Annotated in this window: 24 protein-coding genes; 15 read left to right on the top strand and 9 right to left on the bottom strand. The window is 60.7% G+C overall.

The genetic code is table 11. The features are described from left to right. Positions 1–47 precede the first annotated feature (47 nt). Genes OKC43_RS01865 through OKC43_RS01855 form a run of 3 tightly spaced genes read right to left on the bottom strand, consistent with a single transcriptional unit; the run spans position 48 to position 2,219 of the window. Entirely contained in the window at positions 48–854 is an 807-nt protein-coding gene (locus OKC43_RS01865; RefSeq protein WP_268011714.1) for a MipA/OmpV family protein, read from the bottom strand. A gap of 35 nt (positions 855–889) precedes the next feature. Next, positions 890–1,960: an AI-2E family transporter gene (locus OKC43_RS01860; RefSeq protein ID WP_270803765.1), complete on the bottom strand. Its 1,071-nt coding sequence runs from the start codon at positions 1,958–1,960 to the stop codon at positions 890–892. Between the two features lie 25 nt (positions 1,961–1,985). Continuing rightward, on the bottom strand, positions 1,986–2,219 hold the full coding sequence (locus tag OKC43_RS01855) for a sulfurtransferase TusA family protein (RefSeq protein WP_167558267.1): 234 nt from the start codon (positions 2,217–2,219) through the stop codon (positions 1,986–1,988). 121 nt (positions 2,220–2,340) lie between these two features. On the opposite strand from OKC43_RS01855, the gene OKC43_RS01850 reads away from it, so the two are divergent. Continuing rightward, on the top strand, positions 2,341–3,795 hold the full coding sequence (locus tag OKC43_RS01850; RefSeq protein WP_429089297.1) for a beta-barrel assembly-enhancing protease: 1,455 nt from the start codon (positions 2,341–2,343) through the stop codon (positions 3,793–3,795). Positions 3,796–3,885: 90 nt separating this feature from the next. On the opposite strand, the gene OKC43_RS01845 is transcribed toward OKC43_RS01850, so the two are convergent. Beyond that, entirely contained in the window at positions 3,886–4,368 is a 483-nt protein-coding gene (locus tag OKC43_RS01845) for a TlpA family protein disulfide reductase (protein ID WP_270803764.1), read from the bottom strand. A 60-nt stretch (positions 4,369–4,428) separates the two neighbouring features. Between OKC43_RS01845 and arsC the strand changes: the two genes are divergently transcribed. Both arsC and OKC43_RS01835 read left to right on the top strand, forming a co-directional pair. Then, positions 4,429–4,779, top strand: coding sequence for an arsenate reductase (glutaredoxin) (arsC, locus tag OKC43_RS01840; RefSeq protein ID WP_042657676.1), 351 nt, complete (start codon positions 4,429–4,431; stop codon positions 4,777–4,779). Beyond that, positions 4,776–5,159: a DUF2069 domain-containing protein gene (locus OKC43_RS01835; protein ID WP_216950561.1), complete on the top strand. Its 384-nt coding sequence runs from the start codon at positions 4,776–4,778 to the stop codon at positions 5,157–5,159. Before arsC ends, OKC43_RS01835 begins: the two co-directional genes overlap by 4 nt. Positions 5,160–5,215: 56 nt before the next feature. On the opposite strand, the gene OKC43_RS01830 is transcribed toward OKC43_RS01835, so the two are convergent. Next, positions 5,216–5,824, bottom strand: coding sequence for an acyl carrier protein phosphodiesterase (locus OKC43_RS01830; RefSeq protein ID WP_139444288.1), 609 nt, complete (start codon positions 5,822–5,824; stop codon positions 5,216–5,218). Positions 5,825–6,210: 386 nt separating this feature from the next. On the opposite strand from OKC43_RS01830, the gene OKC43_RS01825 reads away from it, so the two are divergent. Then, the gene (locus OKC43_RS01825) at positions 6,211–6,993 is read left to right on the top strand and encodes an ABC transporter substrate-binding protein (protein ID WP_101529955.1); all 783 of its coding nucleotides are present in this window, start codon (positions 6,211–6,213) and stop codon (positions 6,991–6,993) included. Between the two features lie 66 nt (positions 6,994–7,059). Continuing rightward, positions 7,060–8,190 (top strand): beta-aspartyl-peptidase, encoded by a 1,131-nt coding sequence (gene iadA, locus OKC43_RS01820; RefSeq protein WP_270803763.1) that lies wholly within the window; start codon positions 7,060–7,062, stop codon positions 8,188–8,190. A gap of 103 nt (positions 8,191–8,293) precedes the next feature. Here the strand turns inward: iadA and OKC43_RS01815 are convergent, their stop codons facing one another. Further along, positions 8,294–9,196 carry a lysine exporter LysO family protein gene (locus OKC43_RS01815; protein WP_270803984.1) on the bottom strand — a complete coding sequence of 301 codons (903 nt, stop codon included), beginning with the start codon at positions 9,194–9,196 and terminating at the stop codon, positions 8,294–8,296. 532 nt (positions 9,197–9,728) lie between these two features. Here OKC43_RS01815 and OKC43_RS01810 point away from each other — a divergent pair. From OKC43_RS01810 to maiA, 10 genes are all read left to right on the top strand, one after another. Further along, positions 9,729–10,499: an ABC transporter ATP-binding protein gene (locus OKC43_RS01810; protein ID WP_005337310.1), complete on the top strand. Its 771-nt coding sequence runs from the start codon at positions 9,729–9,731 to the stop codon at positions 10,497–10,499. A 49-nt stretch (positions 10,500–10,548) separates the two neighbouring features. Then, on the top strand, positions 10,549–11,322 hold the full coding sequence (locus OKC43_RS01805; RefSeq protein ID WP_005337307.1) for an ABC transporter substrate-binding protein: 774 nt from the start codon (positions 10,549–10,551) through the stop codon (positions 11,320–11,322). A 186-nt stretch (positions 11,323–11,508) separates the two neighbouring features. Next, positions 11,509–12,249: an ABC transporter permease gene (locus tag OKC43_RS01800; RefSeq protein ID WP_005352911.1), complete on the top strand. Its 741-nt coding sequence runs from the start codon at positions 11,509–11,511 to the stop codon at positions 12,247–12,249. 3 nt (positions 12,250–12,252) lie between these two features. Continuing rightward, on the top strand, positions 12,253–12,945 hold the full coding sequence (locus tag OKC43_RS01795) for an ABC transporter permease (protein ID WP_005337302.1): 693 nt from the start codon (positions 12,253–12,255) through the stop codon (positions 12,943–12,945). 176 nt (positions 12,946–13,121) lie between these two features. Further along, positions 13,122–13,781: a TIGR01621 family pseudouridine synthase gene (locus OKC43_RS01790; RefSeq protein ID WP_270803762.1), complete on the top strand. Its 660-nt coding sequence runs from the start codon at positions 13,122–13,124 to the stop codon at positions 13,779–13,781. Next, a complete protein-coding gene (locus OKC43_RS01785; protein ID WP_270803761.1) occupies positions 13,781–14,488 on the top strand; it encodes an HAD family hydrolase in 708 nt (235 codons plus the stop codon). The genes OKC43_RS01790 and OKC43_RS01785 overlap by 1 nt, the downstream gene beginning before the upstream one ends. Positions 14,489–14,712: 224 nt before the next feature. Further along, on the top strand, positions 14,713–15,849 hold the full coding sequence (gene hppD, locus OKC43_RS01780; RefSeq protein WP_005352890.1) for a 4-hydroxyphenylpyruvate dioxygenase: 1,137 nt from the start codon (positions 14,713–14,715) through the stop codon (positions 15,847–15,849). Further along, the gene (locus OKC43_RS01775; protein WP_064341988.1) at positions 15,842–16,993 is read left to right on the top strand and encodes a homogentisate 1,2-dioxygenase; all 1,152 of its coding nucleotides are present in this window, start codon (positions 15,842–15,844) and stop codon (positions 16,991–16,993) included. The genes hppD and OKC43_RS01775 overlap by 8 nt, the downstream gene beginning before the upstream one ends. A 10-nt stretch (positions 16,994–17,003) precedes the next feature. Then, complete coding sequence (locus tag OKC43_RS01770; protein WP_270803760.1) at positions 17,004–17,999, top strand: fumarylacetoacetate hydrolase family protein; 996 nt, start codon at positions 17,004–17,006, stop codon at positions 17,997–17,999. Positions 18,000–18,138: 139 nt separating this feature from the next. Beyond that, positions 18,139–18,774, top strand: a complete 636-nt coding sequence (gene maiA / locus OKC43_RS01765; RefSeq protein ID WP_005361400.1) for a maleylacetoacetate isomerase — start codon at positions 18,139–18,141, stop codon at positions 18,772–18,774. 123 nt (positions 18,775–18,897) lie between these two features. On the opposite strand, the gene OKC43_RS01760 is transcribed toward maiA, so the two are convergent. From OKC43_RS01760 to OKC43_RS01750, 3 genes are read right to left on the bottom strand one after another with little or no spacing between them, the layout of a single operon-like run. Next, the gene (locus OKC43_RS01760; protein WP_019445074.1) at positions 18,898–20,430 is read right to left on the bottom strand and encodes a tripartite tricarboxylate transporter permease; all 1,533 of its coding nucleotides are present in this window, start codon (positions 20,428–20,430) and stop codon (positions 18,898–18,900) included. A gap of 9 nt (positions 20,431–20,439) precedes the next feature. Further along, positions 20,440–20,871, bottom strand: coding sequence for a tripartite tricarboxylate transporter TctB family protein (locus OKC43_RS01755; protein WP_005350923.1), 432 nt, complete (start codon positions 20,869–20,871; stop codon positions 20,440–20,442). Positions 20,872–20,882: 11 nt separating this feature from the next. Then, complete coding sequence (locus OKC43_RS01750; protein ID WP_042082378.1) at positions 20,883–21,869, bottom strand: Bug family tripartite tricarboxylate transporter substrate binding protein; 987 nt, start codon at positions 21,867–21,869, stop codon at positions 20,883–20,885. Between the last annotated feature and the right edge of the window lie 130 nt (positions 21,870–21,999).

Below are 21,999 nucleotides of genomic sequence, written 5' to 3'. Positions count from 1 at the left end.
GGCTCCCTTTTGTTTGGTCGTGTCTCACGGTTCAAGACTCATAACCGTTACCAGATATAGCCCAGCGCAAAACCCGCATAGAGCTCGCCATCGTGCTGGACGACGGGGCTGTTTTTGATGTCCCGATCATACCATTCGTAGTTCATGGCAAACATGCCAATCCAGTTGGGGCTGAAGCGGTAGCTGGTGATGAGGGCCGCCATCGGAGATAGGGTGGTACCGGTATCCCAAGCGGGCCGCTGGGCAGTCGCCTCGCTCTCGGAGATGCCGCCGAAGTAGTAGTTGGCCATCTTGTCGCTGCGCAGCATCAGCCCCATCCCCGGCATGATCAGCAGGTTGTCGCGCAGGATGGGGAAGTCGGCCCACAGCAGCAGCTCCTGTCCCTTGCTGCGGCCGGTGACATCGCTGTTGGCACGCACGGTCAGCAGGGCATAGGGGGTGATGATGTTGCCACCGATCCCGCCTTCCAGCTGCCATTTTCGCTGCTCCATGCCAGTAAAGGCCGGAGAGTCCTCGGGATCCAGATTGCCAAAACGGACCCGGCCATAGCCGTAGAGGGCCACGTTCTCATCCTTGTGGAAGTAGTAGCGGGCCCGATCCCCCAGAAACATAAACTGGTCGCCGAAGTAGATAAAGCCGGGGATGGCGTAGAGGGCGTTGTCCTGCGCTTCATAACGGGCCTGTCCCCCGATGAGCGCCGCACCGGCGACAAAGCCCTGTGGCACCGGGCTGGTAGGGCTGTCGCTGGTGAGCAGATCCATGGCGCCAAGATCGATATCGGCACGCGCTGGCATAGCGGCAGCGAGGAGCAGGGCCGTCAGCCCTGCCGCTCTGATTTGACGAAAAAAGGTCATGGACACTCCGTTGTCACGATTGCAGGGGAAGCAGGTTATTTTGCGGCACCGGGCATCTCTTCACGTTTTGGCCAGGCATTGAGCACCGCCTTGACCAGGGTGGCGAGGGGAATGGCGAAGAAGACACCCCAGAATCCCCACAAGCCGCCAAACACCAGCACGGCGATGATGATGGCCACCGGATGGAGGTTGACCGCTTCCGAGAAAAGCACCGGCACCAGCAGGTTGCCATCGAGAGCCTGAATGACCAGATAGGCCACCATCAGCCAGGCGAACTCGGGGGTGAGCCCCCACTGGAACAGGGCCACCATGGCGACCGGAACCGTCACCACGGCGGCGCCGATATAAGGGATCAGCACAGAGAAGCCGACCGCGACCGCCAGCAGCACCGAGTAGCGCAATCCCATCAGGGCGAAGGGGACATAGGTGGCGATGCCGACGATGAGTATCTCGATCACCTTGCCGCGGATGTAGTTGATGATCTGGTTGTTCATCTCCACCCACACCCGGTTGACCAGGGTGCGGTTGCGCGGCAGGAAGCGGCGCAGGCTGCCCATCAGTACCCGCTTGTCTTTGAGCATAAAGAAGACCATCAGCGGTACCAGAATGAGGTAGATCATGATGGCGACCACGTTGACCAGCGAACTGAGGGAGGCGCTTACCAGATGCTCGCCGCCACTGAGGATGCGCTGGCGAATATTGTCGATGACGGTCTCCACCAGACTGACGTCGATGAGCTCGGGGTATTTGTCCGGCAGGGTGCGCACATAATCCTGAGCGTGGGTCAGCATGGCCGGCGCCTCTTTGGCCAGATTGATCCCCTGACTGACCAGCGTCGGGATAAGACCCAGCAAGGAGGCGACTGCTACCGCAATAAAGAGGAGCAGAATGACGCTGGTGGCCAGGGTGCGCGACAGCCCCGCTTTTTGCAGCCGGGCGACCGGCCACTCCAGCAGATAGGCCATTACCAGCGCCACCAGCAGGGGGGCCAGCAGATCGCCAAACAGCCAGATGATGGTGAAGCAGAACACCAGCAACAGAAAAAGGGTAACGGCATCGGGATCGGAAAAACGGGTCTGATACCAGCGCTTCAATACTTCTAACATGACGGCATCCTTACATCACTGGGGCTCAAGATGGCTGTTTCGCCCCGACAACCAACTGCAAAGAGAGGGTATTGTCCGGTTGTTGCTGCATCTCGACATGGTGGCCCTGACGGTGCAGATAGGCCGGAATATCCTGCCGGGAGCCCGCATCGGCCAGCCGGATGGTGACGGTTTGACCGCTTTTGGCCTCTCTTAACCAGAGCTTGAGCCGGATCAGCGGCTCGGGGCAACGCCAGGGGGTCAGGTCGAGAATTTCCATGGGGGCTCCATCAGGCAGGTGGCCGCTATTATGGCCGTGATAAGAGCGTGAAACAACGCTTGTAGCCCTTGATGGGCAAGGGTATTCTGCCGAGGCCCTTTCTGATGGAGATAGAGATAACGTGGCACGTTTTTCCCCCCTGATGGCATCGCTTCCCCTGCTGGCTTCCCTGATGGGCGCCACGTTTCATGCCGAGGCCAACAATCAGCTTCCCGACATCGGCACGGCCGGGGTTGCTGCCCTGCCCATCGAGCAGGAAGTGCGTTACGGCAACGCTTTTATGCGCTTTGCCCGTGCGGGTCTGCCGATCATCGATGATCCGGTGCTGAGCCAGTACATTGACGATCTGGGTCAGCGATTGCTGACCAACGCCGATGGGGTACGTTTCCCGTTTACCTTCTTCCTCATCAATGATCCCAGCATCAACGCGGCCGCCTTCCTCGGTGGGCGAGTCAAGGTGCACACTGGCCTCTTCCTCTACGCCGACAGCGAGAGCGAGCTCGCCTCGGTACTGGCCCACGAAATCACCCACGTGACCCAGCGCCATATCGCCCGTTATATGGAAGCGCAGGCGAGCAGCTCGGCGGTGACCCTGGCCGGTCTGGTGGGCTCCATCGCGCTGGCTGTGATCAACCCGACCGCCGGTATCGCTGCGTTGCAGACTACGCTGGGCCTCTCCATGCAGTCGGCCATCAACTACACCCGCGACAACGAATATGAAGCGGATCGCATCGGCATGAAGACGCTTTATGATGCCGGTTTCGACCCCATGGGGATGGCCAATTTCTTCCAGAAACTGGCTGCCGAGTACCGTTACGCCAGCAAGCCGCCGGAAATGCTGCTCACTCACCCGCTGCCGGAGACCCGGATCAGCGAGGCTCGCGCTCGGGCGGGCAGCTATGGCCGCCGCGACTTGCCGCCCAGCCTCGACTTCTGGCTGGCCAAAGTACGGATTCAGGTGCGTTTTGGTACCGATACCCCGCAGGGGCTGCTGAGCTACTTCGATAGCCGGATCCAGAAGGGGGATTACCCGCTCAAGGATGCCGCCATCTATGGCAAGGCGCTGGCGCTGATCCAGCTCAAGCGCACTGACGAAGCTGATACCCTGATGCAGGAGCTGGCGGCCCGTCATCCGGAAGATCTCTTTATCGTCGATGCCCAGACCGACATCGATCTGGCCAAGGGGCGCAGTGCTCAGGCCATCGCGCGCCTCGAGAAGTTCCGCAGCCGGATGCCGGACAACGAAGTGGTGGTGGTCAACCTCGGCAACGCCTACCTCGAGAGCGGCAACTACAAGAAGTCCATCGCCATCCTCGACCCCTATGCCCGTGCCCATGAGGAGAACAATCTGGCCTGGAACCTGCTCTCCGACGCCTATCGCAAGGCGGGCAGAATGACCGAGCTGCATATGGCGCGGGCTGAAATCCTCTCCCTGCGCGGTGATTATCAGGCGGCCATCGACGAGCTGATCGTGGCGCGTGGCACCACCAGCGATCGGATGACCCTGGCTCGTCTGGAGGCGCGCATCACCGAGCTGGAGCGGGCCAAGAAGGATCTCGACAGCCTCAAGGGCTAACGAAACCTATCAAACAAGGGCGCACTATGGTGCGCCCTTGTTGTTTATGGCGGTGGCGTTGATGTGGGGGACGGTGATAGCAGCGATGGGCTAGTGACTCATGCTGCTGGCGGTCGCCTTGAGCATCTCGATCTGCTGCTGGTCGAGCTCGCCGACCAGCGTCTGCTTGAGCTTGCCCTCGCTATCGAGCAGATAGCTGGTGGGCAGGCCGCTTGGGCGCGGGAAGGGAAGCCTGGCATCTTCATTGGTAATAAGGAGCGGCACCTTGATGTGGTACTGCGCAGCCAGCTTGCCCAGCTCTGCCGGGGTGGTCGGGTCGTAGTTGATGGCCACCACTGTGATCTGGCCCTCCGCTGCCAGCCTGTTGAGGCGCGGCATCTCCCGCAGGCAGGGGGCGCACCAGGGGGCGAAGTAGTTGACCAGCAGCGGCTTGCCGGCAAAGTGGCGCAGGCTGACCGACTGCCCTGTGGCATCGGTAAATTCGGGGGCGGGTGTGCAGGCGCCCAGCAGGCCAGCCACAATCAGCCAACAAATTCGTTTCAATTCCTTTCCACTGCTGCTTACCCTGACCATCACTTTCCCCTACAATAGCGCCGTTTCTAATCCCATCTTGCGATTAATCAGGGAGTTACCATGAGCGAGACCCAAATCTACCACAATCCGCGCTGCTCCAAGAGTCGCGAAACCCTGGCCCTGCTGGAACAGCACGGGATCGCCCCTGATGTGGTGCTCTATCTGGAGCAGGCCCCGAGCGAAGATGAGATCCGCAACCTGCTCTCTCTGCTCGGTTTTAGCGATCCCCGCCAGCTGATGCGCACCAAGGAGGATCTCTACAAGGAGCTGGGATTGGCCGATGTCAGCGGTGATGCCCTTATTCGCGCCATGCACCAGCATCCCAAGCTGATCGAGCGCCCAATTGTCATCAAGAATGGTCAGGCCCGCATTGGTCGCCCGCCGGAGCAGGTGCTGGAGATCCTCAAGTGAGCACCCGCTTCGCACGTTGGCTGACTCTGGTCGGCTTCTTCGGCCTGCTGTGCTGGGTCATCCTCTGGCATCTGTGGCTGTCGCCCCATCCGGACCTCAACCCCTGGCTGCTGCCGGTGATCTGGACGGTGCCGCTGCTCTTCCCTCTCAAGGGGATAGTGCAGGGCAACCCCTACACCCACGCCTGGGGCAACTTCGTGTTGATGCCCTATTTCCTCCACGCCCTCACCCTGATCACCACGGATGAGGGGGAGCGGTGGCTGGCTGTGGTGGAACTGCTGTTCACCACTATCGCCTTTGTCGGCACCATCTATTACGCCCGACTGCGTGGTCGGGAGCTGGGCTTAAGCATTCGCAAAAAGAAAGACGAAGCCAACTGATGACAAACGCCCCGCAAGGGGCGTTTTTTATGGGGACGCAGGGCTATCCAGAGGGATCACTGTGCCCCTTGGGCTGCCCGATATTGGGCCAGCTGCTGCTGGCTAAAGTCCATCAGCGCGGGATAGAAGCGCAAAAACCCCGCCTCGCATGTTTGCCACTGCGACTCATCGAGGGTCAGTAGCGCCTCTCCCAGTTGTACCGGGCGGCGCAGTCGGCGACCTATGCCATTCAGCGCTTGCCCCAGCCCCTCCTTGTGGCGGTAGGAGGCGATCCAGTTTTGCTCGGCCATCCGCTTGAGGGGGAGTGGCAGTCCATCCGGCAGGCGTGGGTGATCCGCCAATAGCTGTTCATAACTGCGTTGCAGGAAGCGGGGAAGGGGCTCGGTACTGAACAGCTCCCAGTGCTGGCTCAGCCAGTGGTCGTAGATCATATCCACCACTATGCCGCCAAAGCGGCGCCAGGGGGCCTCGAAACAGGCGACGGCCGCCTTGTGCTCAGGGTGGCCGTCGGTGAAAGCGTCAATTTTGCGGTGTAGCCAGATCCCCTCATCGAAGTGGGCGGCAAGCCCCGTGGGCAGCGTGCCTTTGACGAAATCGCCGAGCAGATTACCGGTGAGGGAGCTTCGGGTGTGGGCAGCCAGATGGAGATGGGCCAGAAAATTCATCGGTCGCTGTGGGTCTGTTATGGGATGGCAAGGTGCTTCGAGCCTAACGGATCCCGCCCGCCTTGACCATGATCGGGATTTTGCTACTGCCCTGCGGCTGCCTCTTGCTGGGCAAAATTCGGGCGTGCTAAGGTGATGCCATCTTTGTCACAGGACGCGACAAACCACCATGATGCGCAAAGCCAGAGGCTTTTTTCTGGCCTTCTACTTCAAGCCTTTCTATCTCTCCGAGTGGTTCGACGAATAGATCGAACCCCTGGAGCAGTTCACTGACGCCCGCTCGGGCGTGATCTCGCTCATCCAGATTTTGCTGCTTTTGGTCATCGCATGTATTCGCCTGCGGTGCCTTGTCCGCGCCTGTGCGCTTTTTATGTAATGGAGTACACATGATGAAGATCAGACTGACCCTCTCAGCCCTGTTTGTTGCCAGCCTGCTGGCCACCCCCGCTATGGCCAAGGAGTGGAAAACCGTGCGTTTCGGGGTGGAGGGGGCCTACCCGCCCTTCTCCTGGACCGATGCGTCGGGCGAGATCAAGGGGTTTGATATTGATCTCGCCAACGCCCTTTGTAAGCAGATGGCGGTCAAGTGCGAGTTGGTGGCGCAGGATTGGGACGGCATGATCCCGGCCCTGCTGTCGCGCAAATACGACGCCATCATCGCCGCCATGTCGATCACCGACGAGCGGCGCCAGAAGGTCGATTTCACCGAGAAATATGCCCATATTCCCAATCGCTTTGTGGCGGCCAAGGGGACCGAGCTGACGCTGACCCCGGAAGGCATGGCGGGCAAGCGCATCGGGGTGCAGCGGGCCACCACCCACGATAAGTACCTGACCGACAATTTTGGCTCGAATGTCACCATCGTCCGTTACGGCAATGCCGATGAGGCCTATCTCGATCTGAAAGCGGGTCGGGTGCTGGCCCTGCTGGCCGATGCCTCTGCCATCGAGCAGGGGCTGCTTGGCAAAGAGGGGGGCGACAAGTTCGACTATGTGGGGCCCGCCCTGACCGATCGCCAGTGGTTTGGTGATGGGATGGGGATCGCCGTGCGCAAGAGTGATAAGGAGCTCAAGGGCAAGCTGGACGAGGCGATCAAGGCCTTGCGTGCCAATGGTACCTATCAGCAGATCAACCAGAAGTACTTCAAGTACGATATATATGGTGGTTGACGGGGGGAGGGAGCTTGCTCCCTCTCTTTTCATTGGGCAAGCGACAATCGTGCAAGGAGGATCGCCATGTTGACCCTGATCGAGGGGGCTGAGATCTTCAGCCCCACCCACCTTGGCCAGCAGGATCTGCTGGTGGCTGATGGCCGCATTGCCTGGATGGGCAAGGGGTTGACGGTGCCCACAAACTGGCCGCTGCATCGGGTCGATGGTCGTGGCCGCTATCTGGTGCCCGGACTGGTGGATCCGCTGGCCCATATCACGGGCGGCGGCGGTGAGGGGGGCTTTGCTTTTCGCACCCCGGAACTGGCGGCGAGCGAGGCGCTCAAGGCAGGTGTCACTACCCTGGTGGCGGCGCTTGGCACCGACAGCCTGACCCGCACTCCCGCGCAGGTGCTCGGCAAGGTGCGTGAGTTTCGCGCCGCCGGGGTGAGCGCCTTTATGTATACCGGCTCCTACCATCTGCCGGTCAAGACCCTGACCGGCACGGTGGAGTCGGACATCATCCTGATCCCCGAGGTATTGGGGGTGGGGGAGGTGGCCATCAGTGACCACAGATCCAGCGCGCCGACCCACGATGAGCTGGCCAGGCTTGCCAGCGAGGCGCGAGTAGCCGGGCTGCTTGCGGGCAAGAGCGGGGTCAGCTTCTTCCATGTCGGGGATGGCAAGGGGGCATTGGCGCCCCTGCGGGCCCTGCGCGATGAGACTGACATTCCGCTACGCCAGCTCTATCCTACCCACTGCAACCGCAACCCCTGGCTCTTTGCCGAGGCCATCGAGTGGGGCAAGGCGGGAGGCTGGGTCGACCTCACCACCTCGAGCTTTCCCGATCTGCTGGAGGATGGCGAGCGGCTTGCCGCCGATGCGTTTCTCGAGCTGCTGGCCGCCAATGTGCCTGCCGAGCGCATCACCTTCAGCTCGGATGCCAACGCCAGCCTGCCGCGCTTTGATGGCGAAGGGCGGCTAATCGAGATGCGCTGCGGCCAGATTGCCAGCCTGTGGCAGCAGTGCGTGCGCGCGACCCGGCTCGGTGTCTCGCTGGAGAGGGCGTTGGCCTCGGTAACGAGCAATCCGGCACAGGCGCTGGGGCTCGGCAGCAAGGGGCGTATCGGGGTCGGACAGGATGCGGATCTGCTGCTGGTGCACGACCGGACGTTTGCTATCGAACGGGTGATGAGTGGCGGCCAGTGGCGCGAATAAGGCTGCGGGCAATATCGCAGCCAGTGCGAGTACGTGGTTGCTCCAAACAGCAAAAACCCGACAACAAGGTCGGGCTTTTTTATCTGCAATGTGGGAATCAGGCTTAGAGCGCCAGAAACCCGAGGATCAGGATGGGGCCGAGCAGGCTCAGGATAAAGCCGGAGACAATGGCCACCGGCACCACCTGAATGCCCCCTGATTTCTGGATAACCGGCAGGGTGAAGTCCAGCGCCGTGGCGCCGCCGTAACCGATGGCCGCCGAGGGGTGGCGACGCATCAGGACCGGGATGATCAGAATGGCGATAAGCTCGCGCCCAAGATCGTTGATAAAGGCAGCAGAACCGAGCACCGGCCCCAGTTTGTCGGCCACCAGAATGCCGGAGAGCGAATACCAGCCGAAGCTGGAGCTCATCGCCAGACCATGGGCAAAGGGCATGCCCAGCAACTGGGCCGCCAGCAGGCTGCCCAGCCAGCTGCTGAGGATGACAGTGGCGGCTATCTTCATCCCCCAGGGGTTGAGCAGGATCTGGCGCAGCCGCATGCCGGAGTTGCGCATCTGCACCCCGATGAGAAACAGCAGCAGCATCAGGGCCCATTCGCTCCACTTGTCGATGGGCAGGGCGCGCAGATCCACCAGTAGACCCAGCAGCACGCCGCCGAGCACCACAAAACAGAGCTGCAGGGATTCCCACAGCAGGTGCAACTTGCTCGGCATCTTGGTATCACTCGCCTCATGGGTCGGCGGTGTGCGCTTGTCGAGCCACCAGAGGGCCAGCAGGTTGCAGATCGTGATCGCGGTGAGCATTACCCCGGCGACCTTGAAGATCACCGCCAGATTGCTGCCCAGGTTCTCCACATAGGCAAGCCCGAGCCCCATCAGAAACAGAATGAGGTAGACCATCTTGCCCAGACTCTGGTTGACCAGCTTGATCAGCCGGGCAGAGGAGAGGGGAATCAGATAGCCGATTGCCAGTGGCAACAGGATCAGCAACACATTGAGCAGCATCGAGGCCTCGATCACAAAAACTGATAAAAACACCACCTTATCATTACTTATTGGCTCTGTGTCACATATCTCTCGCTTTCATGGCCGAAAACAGCCCTTTTGGGGGCGGATTGTTACTTTTTTGCCACAACCTCCCTGTTTGATAAGGTTCTGTGCGAGCCCGAGTGCACCAATGAAATCAAGTTGATCCGATCGGGGGGCCGATATTTCGCTCGGCAAGGGGGTGCATAAAGCCATTTTGGCGCCGGTTTGGCACACATCACGCTTTTCTCTTGCCACTGATATGATTGGGGTATAAAAAGGCGGTATCGGAACAGCCATTGAAACGGCTGTTTATGCAAACAAAGTGCTGAAAAATACGCAAAGGGCGAATGAAAATAGAGCGAATCCCCTGAAGACCCTCGTTCTGTATTGTTTTTTCACTATCCGGGTGATATTTTCGCTGAAGGTTGCCATCGGTTAACTTTTTGTTAAATGGACGATGGTTGAGTCACGCCCCTGCGGCGTCTAGGGACAGACAAGGTTGTAATGGATGAGCGACGTTGCCGCACTGGAAGTACGTGATCTGCACAAATATTTTGGCACCCACGAAGTGCTCAAGGGCATCGACATGACCGCCCACAAGGGGGATGTGATCTCCCTTATCGGCTCCTCCGGCTCGGGGAAGTCGACCTTTCTTCGCTGTATCAATCTGCTCGAAACCCCCTCATCCGGCACCGTCTCGCTCCATGGCGAGCTGATCCGGATGAAAACCAGCCGCGCCGGCGAGCGGTTGCCCGAGGATATGCGTCAGGTGGAGCGGATCCGCAGCCGGCTGGCCATGGTGTTTCAAAGTTTCAATCTCTGGTCACACATGACCATCATGCAGAACATCATCGAAGTGCCAATCCAGGTGCTCAAGGTGCCTCGCGCCGAAGCACTGGCCAAGGCAGAGCAGCTGCTCAACCGGGTTGGACTCTGGGAGCGGCGTGACTACTATCCCGGCCACCTCTCTGGTGGTCAGCAGCAGCGGGCCGCCATTGCCCGTGCGCTGGCGGTAGAGCCCGAGGTGATGCTGTTTGATGAACCCACCTCGGCGCTGGATCCAGAGCTGGTGGGGGAGGTGCTCGGCCTGATGCGCGAGCTGGCCGAAGAGGGGCGCACCATGCTGGTGGTGACCCACGAGATGTCGTTTGCCCGGGATGTATCGAACAAGGTGATGTTTCTGCATCAGGGGCGGGTGGAAGAGGAGGGCAACCCCAAGGAGATTTTCGCCCATCCCAAATCCGAGCGGTTCAAGCAATTCATCTCCTCCATCTACTGATGGCGGGATGCCTGGTTACCCAATCAACTGTTTTATCAAGGAGAGATACATGAACAAGCTGATGCTGGCGACAGCCGTAGTTACTGCCCTCGCGTCCGGTAGCCTGATGGCAAAGGAGTGGAAAGAGGTCCGGATCGGGGTTGAGGGTGCCTATCCCCCCTTCTCCTGGACCGAGCCCAGTGGCGAGGTGAAAGGCTTTGATATCGACATCGCCAACGCCTTGTGCGAAGAGATGAAAGTGAAGTGCACCCTGGTCAAGCAGGACTGGGACGGCATCATTCCGGCGCTGCTGTCGCGCAAGTTTGACGCCATCATCGCCACCATGGACATCACAGAAGAGCGCAAGAAGAAGGTGGACTTCACCCAGAAGTACCAGCACATTCCGGCCCGCTTCGCCGCCAAAAAGGGCACTGATGTGCAGCTCGACAAAGCCTTTATGGAAGGCAAGTCCGTCGCAGTGCAGCGTGCGACCTCCATGGATACCTTTATTACCGACAACTTCCCCAACGCTACCATCAAGCGTTACGGCACCGCCGATGAAGCCTATCTCGATCTGAAATCCGGTCGTGTGGACTATGTGCTGGCCGACTCTGCCGCCATCACCGACGGTCTGCTGAAGAAAGAGGGCGGTGATGCTTTCGAATTCGTCGGCCCGAAACTGACCGACCCCAAGTGGTTTGGCGAGGGTGCCGGTATTGCAGTGCGCAAGGCTGACAAGGATCTGAAAGAGAAATTCAACGCCGCCATTCTGGCGCTGCGTGCCAACGGCAAGTACAAGGAAATCAACGACAAGTACTTCGAGTTCGACGTTTACGGAGAGTAAAACAAAGAGACGTTTACGGCGAGTAACGACAGGTTGATCCCGTCAGTAGTCATCGGGCCCGTCACCTCCCTGAGGGAGTTTACGGGCCCGCATTGATTGCAATGGAGCTGCACATATTTCATTCGGACTGCTATGGAGCCTTCTGGTTAGCAGGTGCGTGAAGATTCAGTGGCGATGGAGCTGCATATGTTTGATTTGAAAGGATACGAAGCCTCGCTGCTGGAGGGCGCCTGGGTCACCCTGGAAGTGGCGCTGGCCTCCCTGCTGCTGGCGTTGCTGCTGGGGATGCTGGGGGCGCTGGCCAAACTCTCTCCCTACAAGTGGGCCCGGGCCATCGCCACCGGCTACACCACCATTATTCGCGGCATCCCCGATCTGGTGCTGATGATGCTGCTCTTCTTTGGCGGCCAGGTGCTGATCAACGGCATCTGCACCTGGGTCAACGAGACTTACAACAGCTGGTTACTGGAGAGCAATCCCAATCAGGAGTGGGTCTCCCTGCTTCCGGACTATATCGACATCAGCCCCTTTGTGGCCGGTGTCGCGACCATCGGCTTTATCTTCGGCGCCTACATGACCGAGACCTTTCGCGGCGCCATTCTGGCAGTGGACAAAGGTGAGCTGGAGGCCGCACGGGCCTTTGGCATGCGGGCAACCCAGGTGTTTGTGCGGATCCTCTTCCCCCAGATGATGCGCCACGCCCTGCCGGGGTTTGGCAACAACTGGCTGGTGCTGCTGAAAACCACCGCGCTGGTCTCCATCATCGGCCTCGATGACATGGTGCGCAAAGCCTCGCTGGCGGCGGGCTCGACCCAGCAACCCTTCACCTTCTACATGGCGGTGGCGCTGATCTTCCTGATCTTCACCGCAGTCTCCACCTCGGCGCTCAAGTGGGCCGAGCGTCACTATGCCATCAAGACGAGGTAAGCCATGGATTTCTCAATCATTCTAAAAGAGTGGCCCACCTATTGGGAGGGGCTCTATACCACCGTCTGGCTGGTGGCCCTCTCTCTGATCCTTGGGTTGATGCTGGCGGTGCCCATGGGCATCCTGCGCAATAGCCGCAACTGGCTGATCAAGGGGCCGATCTGGGCCTATATCTACTTCTTTCGCGGCACCCCGCTGCTGGTGCAGCTCTTTATCATCTACTACGGCGCCGCCCAGTGGGAGTGGCTGAAGAACAGTGCCGCCTGGTCGCTCTTCTCCGAAGCCTGGTTCTGTGCGCTGCTGGCCTTCACCCTCAATACCGCTGCCTATACCGCCGAGATCGTGCGCGGGGCGGTGCACAATATGCCGCGCGGCCAGATTGAGGCAGCCAACGCCTTTGGCATGACCCGCTGGCAGACCCTGACCCGGATCATTTTGCCCAACTCGTTTCGTCGGGCACTGCCGGCTTACAGCAACGAGGTGATCTTCATGCTGCAAGGCTCGGCGGTGGCGGGCATCATCACCATCGTCGATCTGACCGGCGCGGCGCGGATCATCAACTCTCGCTACTACAGTCCGTTCGAGGCTTTTTTGACCGCAGGGCTGCTCTATATGCTGCTCACCTTTGTCATCGTCTGGCTGTTCAAGAAGTGGGAAGCGCGCTGGCACGCTCACCTGCGCCCGCGCAATGTGTAAGGTGTGATCTGCCAAGATGAGCGAAAATGGCCCCGCCTGTTGCAGGCGGGGCCATTTTTTATCTTTATCCTCTGCCCGTCCGGTTTGCCAAATGGCGGACGAGCAGGGAGAATGCAGCACTCCCGAGCGCCGCCAGTCGTTGGCTGCATGCCTTATTCCCCAGTTCCCGAGGTTTTATGTACCGGATATTGTTTGAGCATCCCGCTTTCCTGGTTATCGACAAGCAGCCCGGCATCGGCATGCACGACGAGAAGGGGGACGGTGAGTCGGTCAATCCGGGGCTGGTCAATCGGGTGAAGGCCGATACAGGGCTCACGCTCTATCCGGTGCACCGGCTCGACAAGATGACATCCGGCTTGGTGCTGCTGGCCCGCAGCACGGAGGCGAACCGTGAGCTGAGCATGGCTTTTGCGGCCCGTGAGGTGAGCAAGCAGTATCTGGCGCTCTCCGATCGCAAACCCAAGAAGAAGCAGGGCTGGGTAAAAGGGGATATGCAAAAGGGGCGCGGTGGTAGCTGGATGCTGGCGCGCACGCTGGATAATCCTGCCATCAGCTGGTTTGATTCGGTGTCGGTGCGCGAGGGGCTGCGGCTCTATCGCATCAAGCCCCAGACCGGCAAAACCCACCAGATCCGGGTTGCCCTCAAAAGTATCGGCGCCCCCATTCTCGGGGATGAGCGCTATGGCGGTATGCCAGCCGATCGCGGCTATCTGCACGCCTGGCGGCTCAGCTTTACCCTGGCGGGCGAGCCGTTCGATTTTGTCTGCCCGCCCGATGTGGGGAGTGAATTTGTCACTCCCGAGCTCACGGCAGCCATCGCAGCCCTTGCGCCCTGATGCTTATGCGCCCAGCGTCTGACACCATTATCCATTCAGCAAAAGAGCGTGATGCATCCAATGCCTCTGACGGGAGCACTCCGCGCTGGATCCTGGCCGACTTTGACGACACCCTGGCCCCCGGCGACAGCCACGCCGGTCTGCTGCGCTATATCCTGCGCCGCCGGATCTGGCCGCTGCTGCTGTTGCCAGTGATTGCGCTGGGTGGCTTGGTCTATCTTCTTCCCAGCCAGCGGCGGCGCGGTATCTCCCTTATCTGGTGGGCCATCACGTTGGGGCTTTCTCCTTTGGGCTGGCGCAAGCTGGTGCGTGCCTATTGCCGCACCAGGCCGGGGCTGTATCGTCAGGCTCGCGAGTTGCTGCAAAGCGAGGGGGCGCGCTGCTGGGTGATCTCCGCCAGTCCCTGCCCGCTGGTGCGAGCCCAGCTCTATCAGCAACTGCCCGGCCAGTTGCCCCACCGGATCATTGGCTCGCAGATGCACTACCGTTTTGGCGGCCTGATGCCGCGCTTCTATTGCCACGGCCAGCACAAGCTGTTGCCGGAGATCTGCGCCCTCGATGCCGAGCTGGCGCTTAGCGACAGCCTGCACGATCTGCCGCTGCTGGGGTTGGGGAAAGAGGCGTGGTTGATCAATCCGACGCCCACGCGACTGCAAAAGGCCCGGGCCTGCTTGCCCCATCTGATGGTCAAAAACTGGCAACTGTAAGGCAAAGCTGACAGCCATACTGGTCGTCACCGTTTGATCCGCAGGGCTGCCGCTTGAATGTCACAATCTATTTACATCTTTTGCTGCCAGCTGCGAAAAACTATCTGCAACCCGCCTCTTCTCTTCCTGCTACGCCCTGCTTCTAATGAAACAAGTTGTTAACACTTGCCGCGCCGCGGGGTGCTGCAATCCGTTTTAACCGAATCAAGAGCAAGGAGCGCCCGATGAATGCCACCTCTTCCGCCACCCACACCATCAATCCGTTAGGCACAGATGGCTTCGAGTTTGTCGAGTACACGGCCCCCGATGCCAAGGGGATTGCCGCCCTCAAGAGCCTGTTTGTCTCGCTCGGGTTTGCCGAGGTCGCCAAGCACAAACACAAGCAGTGCTGGCTCTACCGGCAGGGGGATATCAACTTCGTGGTCAATGCTGAGCCTCACTCCCAGGCGGAGCAGTTTGCCAGCCTGCACGGGCCGAGCGTTTGCGGCATGGCATTTCGGGTGAGCGATGCGGGCAAAGCCCAGCAGTACGCCATCGCCAAGGGGGCAAAGCCTTTTGTCGGCAAGATTGGGCCGATGGAGCTCAATATTCCCGCCATCTACGGTATCGGCGAGAGCACCCTCTCCTTTGTTGACCGCTATGGCGACAAGGGCTCCATCTATGACGTGGATTTTGTTTTCTACCCCGACTGGCAGGCCCGGATGGCAGAGGTAGATGCCGGTCTTATGGAGATCGATCACCTGACCCACAACGTCCATCGCGGCAATATGGATGTCTGGTCCAACTTCTACGAGCGGATCGGCAACTTCCGTGAAATTCGCTACTTCGATATCGAGGGCAAGCTGACCGGGCTGCATTCACGCGCCATGACCGCGCCTTGTGGCAAGATCCGCATCCCCATCAACGAGTCGGCGGATGACAAGTCCCAGATTGAGGAGTACCTGCGCCAGTACAAGGGGGAGGGGATCCAGCACATCGCCATGGCCTCCAGCGATATCTACCACACCATCCGCACCCTGCGCAGCCGCGGTACCGGTTTTATGCCGACCCCGGATACCTACTACGAGAAGGTGAACAGCCGGGTCGAGGGGCATCAGGAGGATCTGGCGGCCCTCAAAGAGCTGCGCATCCTCATCGACGGCTCCCCTACCAAGGATGGCATCCTGTTGCAGATCTTCACCGATACCGTGATAGGCCCGGTCTTCTTCGAGATCATCCAGCGCAAGGGTAACGAAGGGTTTGGCGAGGGCAATTTCAAGGCGCTGTTTGAATCGATCGAGCTGGACCAGATCCGCCGTGGCGTGCTGGATGGCGGCGAGGATGAGAAGGGTGCCCGCAAAGAGGGAGCGAGCGATGCGTAACTGGATTAACTTCCCCCATCGGGAGGGAACCCACTCCCGGCAGGCCCATGCCGACCTGCCGGAACAGGCCATCTATGAGCGCGAACTGGGGCGCAGCGGCTTTTTCGGCCCCGCCACCCACATGCACCACAAGCATGCCCCTACCGACTGGAGCAGTTGGGAGGGGCCGCTGCGGCCACGGCTGTTTGACCTCAATGCCCTGCAAGAGGAGGTGAGTTCCCTCTCCCCTTGGGTGGCTCCCGACATTCTCAGCAACCCCCACTGCCGCTATCGCATCTGGCGGCTCTCCGAGGCGATGCCGTTTCTGGTGCGCAACGCAGACGGCGACGAGCTGCTCTTTATCCACGAGGGGGGCGGCGAGTTTTTCTGCGATTACGGCCATCTGACTCTGCGGGACGGCGACTATGTGGTGATCCCCCGCGGCACCATGTGGCGCATCGAACCCAGTGCGCCCATGTTCATCCTGATGATCGAGGCGACCAACGACAGCTACCAGCTGCCGGACAAGGGGCTGGTGGGCAATCACGCCATCTTCGACCCGGCGGCGCTGGATGTGCCCGCCATCAACGAGCGCTTTTTGGCCCAGCAGGATGAGAATCCCTGGTCGCTGCAGGTGAAGCGCCACGATCAGGTGTCGGTCATCACCTGGCCGTTCAACCCGCTGGATGCACAAGGGTGGCACGGCGACTTGTGCGTGGTGCGCCTCAACTGGCGGGATATCCGCCCGCTGATGAGCCACCGCTACCATCTGCCGCCGTCGGCTCATTCGACCTTTGTGGCGAGCCGCTTCGTGATTTGTACCTTCGTGCCGCGCCCCATCGAGAGCGATCCCGGCGCCCTCAAGGTGCCCTTCTACCACAGCAATGACGACTACGACGAAGTGCTCTTTTACCACGCGGGGGACTTCTTCAGCCGGGACAATATCGAGCGGGGCATGGTCACCTTCCACCCTGCCGGTTTTACCCACGGCCCCCATCCCAAGGCGTTTGCGGCAGGGCAGGCCTATGCCAAGAAGTTCACCGACGAGGTGGCGGTCATGCTCGATACCCGCGATGCGCTGAACGTCGGTAGCCTGTGCGAAGGGATCGAGAACACCCGGTATGTCTCCAGCTGGCAGCGCCCGGACGCGGCTGCCGGCAAATAAGGAATCGCTTATGAAATTGGCAACATTGAACAATGGCAAGCGCGATGGCGCTTTGGTGGTAGTGAGCCGGGATCTGACCCGAGCTGTACGGGTGAGCGAGATTGCTCCCACCCTGCAGGCCGCCCTCGACGAGTGGGCCGAGGTTGCCCCCAGGCTGGAGGCTGTCTATCAGCTGCTTAACGAGGGCCGTGCGGTAGAGGCGTTCCCCTTTGACGAAGCGTCTTGCCTCTCTCCGCTGCCGCGTGCCTATCAGTGGGCCGATGGCAGCGCCTACGTCAACCATGTGGAGCTGGTGCGCAAGGCACGCGGCGCCGAGATGCCGGAGAGCTTCTGGCACGATCCCCTGATGTATCAGGGGGGCTCCGACAGCTTTTTGGCTCCCCGTGGGCCCATCGTGATGGGTTCTGAGGAGTGGGGGATCGATTTCGAGTCGGAGGTAGCCATCATCACCGACGACGTGCCGATGGGGGTGAGCGCGCAGGGGGCCGCCAGCCACGTCAAATTGCTGATGCTGGTCAATGACGTGAGCCTGCGCAACCTCATTCCGGGGGAGCTCGCCAAGGGCTTTGGCTTCTTCCAGTCCAAACCATCCAGCGCCTTCTCGCCGGTGGCCATCACCCCGGACGAGCTGGGCGATGACTGGCGTGATGGCAAAGTGCATCTGCCGCTTCTGACCCACCTCAACGGTGCCCTGTTTGGTGCGCCCGAAGCCGGGGTGGACATGACCTTCAACTTCTTCGAGCTGATTGCCCATGCGGCCAAGACCCGCCCCCTTGGTGCGGGCTGCATCATCGGCTCGGGCACCGTCTCCAACTACGATCGCAGCGCCGGTTCATCCTGCATCGCCGAGCGCCGCATGCTGGAAATTCTTGATTGTGATCAAGCTATAACCCCCTATTTGCAGTTTGGTGATAGAGTGTCGATCGCGATGGAGGATCGCTCTGGCCAAAACCTGTTTGGCACCATCTTTCAACAGGTGGTGCCAGCGAGCGGTCAGGGAGGTTGATGGCCAGCGCCGGTTGGCGGCAAGGATATTCGGGATATGTCCGGATCACGACGAGCCCTCAACCGGTGCCGGATACACAAGGAGGCAGGTGGTGAGCACCTGCCGGGCTTCGGGCCCAGATAAGATGCAGGGACAGATTATGTTGCAGTTGTTTGGCTATTGGCGTTCGTCGGCAAGTTTTCGGGTGCGGATCGTGTTGCAGCTCAAGGGGCTCGCCTACGAGCAGCATCCCATCAATTTGCGGCAAGGCGAGCAGAGCGAGAAGGCCTATCGTCGGATCAACCCGCAAGGGCTGGTGCCGTTTCTGGTGGATGGCGATGTGCAGATCGGTCAATCGGTCGCCATCATGGAGTACCTTGACGAGACCTATCCCGCCTATTCTCTGATGCCCTCTTCCCCCGATGCACGGGCTCGAGTGCGCCAGATCGTCAACATGATCGCCTGCGATATCCACCCGCTCAACAATCTGCGGGTGCTCAACTATCTGGAAGAACACTTCAGGGCCAACAACGAGCAGGAGGCTCGCTGGTATCGCCACTGGATTGACGAGACCTTCACCGCCCTCGAACAGCTGTTGATGACCACCGCCGGTGTCTACTGCGTCGGCAACGAAGTGACCCTGGCCGACTGCATGCTGGTGCCCCAGGTCTACAACGCCCGCCGCTACGACATGACCCTGGACGATTACCCCACCATCCGTCGCATCGTCGCCAACTGCGAACAGTTGCAAGCCTTTATCAAGGCGGCCCCCGCCAACCAGCCGGACGCGCAGTGACCTACTGACTTGAATCGCGGGATGGCATCAACACGCCATTCATAAACAAGGGCCCACTGTGTGGGCCCTTGCTCGTTAACAGCACTCCAGTTTGCTGGCGTGCCTCTTTCTGTTCAGAGGGGATCAGGCACCCTGCTCCGGGCGGGCGTCCGGGATCAGCGGATCGGCTTTGCGGCGGCGCAGCAGGCGTACCAGCGGGGGCAGGGTGATCACTGCAATGGCCAGTACCAGCAGGGTCTGGCTGATGCCGCTGCTCCACAGGATGGCGGTGTCGCCATTGCTGATGGAGAGGGCGCGGCGCAGGTTCTGCTCCAGCATTTCACCCAGCACGAAGCCCAGAATGAGCGGTGACATGGGGAAGTGCATCTTGCGCAGCAGGTAGCCAAAGACCCCGAGGGCCACCATCAGCAACAGGTCGAAGGTGGTGCTGTGCACCGCATAGACTCCCACTGCCGAGACGCTGGCGATGGCGGGCACCAAAAACCAGAGCGGGATGGAGAGCATGCGGGTAAAGAGCCCCACCATGGGGATGTTCATCACCAGCAGCATGACGTTGGCCAGCAAGAGGGCGGCGATCAGTCCCCACACCACATCGGGCTGTTCGGTGAACATGGTGGGGCCAGGGGTTATGTTATACAGGGTTAGCGCCCCCATCATCACCGCCGTGGTACCCGACCCCGGCACTCCCAGGGTCAGCATGGGTATAAAGGAGCCACAGGCTGAGGCGTTGTTGGCCGCCTCCGGTGCGGCCACGCCGCGAATGTCCCCTTCGCCGAATTTGGCATTCGGCCCCGCCAGACGCTTCTCGGTCATGTAGGTGATGGCACTGGCGATGGTGGCACCGGCGCCGGGCAGAATGCCGACGAAGAAGCCGATGGTGGATGAGCGCAACATGGTGCCGGTGCAATGGACCAGCTCCTTGAAGTTGAACAGCATCCGCCCGGTGGTGCGCACCAGCTTGCCGCCACCGCTGGTGTGTTCCAGCATCAGCAGGATTTCGCTCACCGAGAAGAGGCCGATCACCACCACGATAAACTGCACCCCGTCCGAGAGGTGAACGCTGTCGAAGGTGAAGCGATAGACGCCGGTGTTGGCATCCACCCCGACGGTGGCGAGCCCCAGCCCAATCAGCGCCGCCATAAAGGATTTGAGCGGGTTCTGGCTCATCATGCTGCCAAGGCAGGCGATGGCGAACACCATCAGGGCGAAATACTCCGCCGGGCCGAAGGCCAGTGACCAGCGCGCCAGCGCCGGGGCGAACAGGATGATCCCCCCGATGGCGAGCATGGAGCCGACAAAGGAGCTGACCGCCGAGATGGAGAGGGCCACTCCCGCTTTGCCCTGCTGGGCCATGGGGTAGCCATCCAGCGCGGTCATGATGGCGGCGGCATCCCCCGGCACGTTGAGCAGGATCGAGGAGATCCGCCCGCCATACTCACAACCGATATAGACGGTGGCGAGCAGAATGAGCGCCGATTCGGGGGGCAGTTTCAGGGCAAAGGCCAGCGGCAACAGGATGGCGACCCCGTTGATGGGGCCAAGGCCCGGCAGCAGGCCGACCACGGTGCCGACAAAGCAGCCGATCAGGGCGATCACCAGATTCTCCGGGGTGAGTGCCACCGCAAAGCCCTGGGAGAGGTACATCCAGGTATCCATATTGACTCCTTAAGAGAACCAGACGCCGAGGGGCAGGGTGACATCCAGCAGCCGGTCGAAGGCGAGATAGAGCACCAGACCGCCGACGACGCCGGAGAGCAGGGCGGCTTTGGCAGAGGCGCCAAACAGGCGCCCCAGAACAAAGGTGAGCAGGGTGGTGGCCAGCGGAAAGCCCAGCCACTCGAAGCTGGCACCGTACCCGGCCAGCGCCACCACCATGATGGCGAGGTGGCGCAGGGTACGCAGCGGCGGCCAGCTGACGGTGTCCGGCTGGCGGCGCAGCAGCAACAGGGCGCAGAGCGCCATCAGGCCGATGATGCCGAGCGGGAAGGGGCGCGGCCCCAGCGGCTCATAACTGTATTCGCTCTGGATCTGCCAGGCGATGGCGGCGCCTGCCAGACAGAGCAGCAGCCAGATGGCGGCGAAGATGCGATCGCTCATGGCTGCGGCTCCTATTTGGCCAGACCGAAGGCTTTGGCCTGCTCGCGATATTGCGCCACCTGCTCCTTGACGTAGCTGTCGAGCGCCTCGCCGGTGAGGTCAAACTCGAACAGGCCGCGTAGATCCCGCTGCGCCTTGAAGGTGTCGGTCTTCACCAACTGATCGAAGGTCTGCTTCCACCACTGGTATTCGCTGTCGCTTACCTTGGGGCCGACATAGAAGCCGCGGATCACCGGCCACACCAGGTCATAACCCTGCTCCTTGGCGGTGGGGATGGTGGCCAGCTTGCCGGGCAGCCGCTCGGCAGAGAACACCGCCAGCACCCGCAGTTTGTCGCCGCCGATATAGGGCACCATCTCGCTCAGATCGCCGGAGACCGCCTGCACATGGTTGCCCAGCAGCGCGGTGACCGGCTCGCCACCCCCTTCAAAGGCGACGTAGCGCATCTTGTGCGGGTCAACCCCGGCCTGTTTGGCCAGCAGCGCCGTCTTCATCCAGTCCTGACTGCCGATGGAGGCACCCGCGCCGATCACCACGCTGTTGGGATCGCGCTCCATGGCGCTCACCAGCTCCTTGAGATTCTGATAGGGGGCATCGTGGCGCACCGCGATCATGCCGTAATCGGTGCCCACCGCCGCCAGCCAGCGCACATCGTCCACCCCGTAACGGCCAAATTTGCCCTGTGAGAGGTTGAGCAGGGAGCCGCCGGAGAAGGCGACCACAGTCCCCGCCTCGGCGGGGCGCTGGGCCACGATGGCGTTGTAGGCCACGGCGCCGACCCCGCCCGGCATGTAGGTGACCCGCATCGGCTTGTCGATGGTGCCGGTCTCCTGCAGGCTCACCTGCAGCAGCTTGCAGGTGAGATCGAAACCACCGCCCGGTTTGGCCGGTGCGATGCATTCGGTACGGCTCGGGGTCGCGGCACTTTCGGCCGCCTGCAGTGGCAGGGCGCCGAGCAGGGTCAGCAGGGCGAGGGCATGACGTGTGCGTTGCTTCATGGTTGTGTGCTCCATCTTGTCGTTGTTTTTCCTGGGTGTGACTCCGTCGATAGACGAAGTGATGCGAAATTGTTAAAACAACAACCTTTCATTCACCTTTCAATCGCTGACCAAGAGCCGGGAGTGTGAC

This window comes from Aeromonas sp. Y289-2 (genome assembly GCF_027705925.1).
GTDB classification, from domain to species: Bacteria; Pseudomonadota; Gammaproteobacteria; order Enterobacterales; family Aeromonadaceae; genus Aeromonas; species Aeromonas veronii.
The sequence above is the reverse complement of the archived record's forward strand: the minus strand, read 5'-3'. Positions and strand labels throughout refer to the sequence as shown.

What these genes read in the sequence shown, in the direction of transcription:
- OKC43_RS01805 (WP_005337307.1), top strand. Translation starts at nt 10,549, where the DNA reads ATGAACAAGCTGATGCTGGCGACAGCCGTAGTTACTGCCCTCGCGTCC.
- OKC43_RS01785 (WP_270803761.1), top strand. Translation starts at nt 13,781, where the DNA reads ATGCTTATGCGCCCAGCGTCTGACACCATTATCCATTCAGCAAAAGAG.
- OKC43_RS01855 (WP_167558267.1), bottom strand. Translation starts at nt 2,219, where the DNA reads ATGGAAATTCTCGACCTGACCCCCTGGCGTTGCCCCGAGCCGCTGATC.
- OKC43_RS01810 (WP_005337310.1), top strand. Translation starts at nt 9,729, where the DNA reads ATGAGCGACGTTGCCGCACTGGAAGTACGTGATCTGCACAAATATTTT.
- OKC43_RS01825 (WP_101529955.1), top strand. Translation starts at nt 6,211, where the DNA reads ATGATGAAGATCAGACTGACCCTCTCAGCCCTGTTTGTTGCCAGCCTG.
- iadA (WP_270803763.1), top strand. Translation starts at nt 7,060, where the DNA reads ATGTTGACCCTGATCGAGGGGGCTGAGATCTTCAGCCCCACCCACCTT.
- maiA (WP_005361400.1), top strand. Translation starts at nt 18,139, where the DNA reads ATGTTGCAGTTGTTTGGCTATTGGCGTTCGTCGGCAAGTTTTCGGGTG.
- OKC43_RS01800 (WP_005352911.1), top strand. Translation starts at nt 11,509, where the DNA reads ATGTTTGATTTGAAAGGATACGAAGCCTCGCTGCTGGAGGGCGCCTGG.
- OKC43_RS01760 (WP_019445074.1), bottom strand. Translation starts at nt 20,430, where the DNA reads ATGGATACCTGGATGTACCTCTCCCAGGGCTTTGCGGTGGCACTCACC.
- arsC (WP_042657676.1), top strand. Translation starts at nt 4,429, where the DNA reads ATGAGCGAGACCCAAATCTACCACAATCCGCGCTGCTCCAAGAGTCGC.
- OKC43_RS01830 (WP_139444288.1), bottom strand. Translation starts at nt 5,824, where the DNA reads ATGAATTTTCTGGCCCATCTCCATCTGGCTGCCCACACCCGAAGCTCC.
- OKC43_RS01860 (WP_270803765.1), bottom strand. Translation starts at nt 1,960, where the DNA reads ATGTTAGAAGTATTGAAGCGCTGGTATCAGACCCGTTTTTCCGATCCC.
- OKC43_RS01790 (WP_270803762.1), top strand. Translation starts at nt 13,122, where the DNA reads ATGTACCGGATATTGTTTGAGCATCCCGCTTTCCTGGTTATCGACAAG.
- OKC43_RS01770 (WP_270803760.1), top strand. Translation starts at nt 17,004, where the DNA reads ATGAAATTGGCAACATTGAACAATGGCAAGCGCGATGGCGCTTTGGTG.
- OKC43_RS01845 (WP_270803764.1), bottom strand. Translation starts at nt 4,368, where the DNA reads ATGGTCAGGGTAAGCAGCAGTGGAAAGGAATTGAAACGAATTTGTTGG.
- OKC43_RS01815 (WP_270803984.1), bottom strand. Translation starts at nt 9,196, where the DNA reads ATGCTGCTCAATGTGTTGCTGATCCTGTTGCCACTGGCAATCGGCTAT.
- OKC43_RS01755 (WP_005350923.1), bottom strand. Translation starts at nt 20,871, where the DNA reads ATGAGCGATCGCATCTTCGCCGCCATCTGGCTGCTGCTCTGTCTGGCA.
- OKC43_RS01775 (WP_064341988.1), top strand. Translation starts at nt 15,842, where the DNA reads ATGCGTAACTGGATTAACTTCCCCCATCGGGAGGGAACCCACTCCCGG.
- OKC43_RS01750 (WP_042082378.1), bottom strand. Translation starts at nt 21,869, where the DNA reads ATGAAGCAACGCACACGTCATGCCCTCGCCCTGCTGACCCTGCTCGGC.
- hppD (WP_005352890.1), top strand. Translation starts at nt 14,713, where the DNA reads ATGAATGCCACCTCTTCCGCCACCCACACCATCAATCCGTTAGGCACA.
- OKC43_RS01865 (WP_268011714.1), bottom strand. Translation starts at nt 854, where the DNA reads ATGACCTTTTTTCGTCAAATCAGAGCGGCAGGGCTGACGGCCCTGCTC.
- OKC43_RS01795 (WP_005337302.1), top strand. Translation starts at nt 12,253, where the DNA reads ATGGATTTCTCAATCATTCTAAAAGAGTGGCCCACCTATTGGGAGGGG.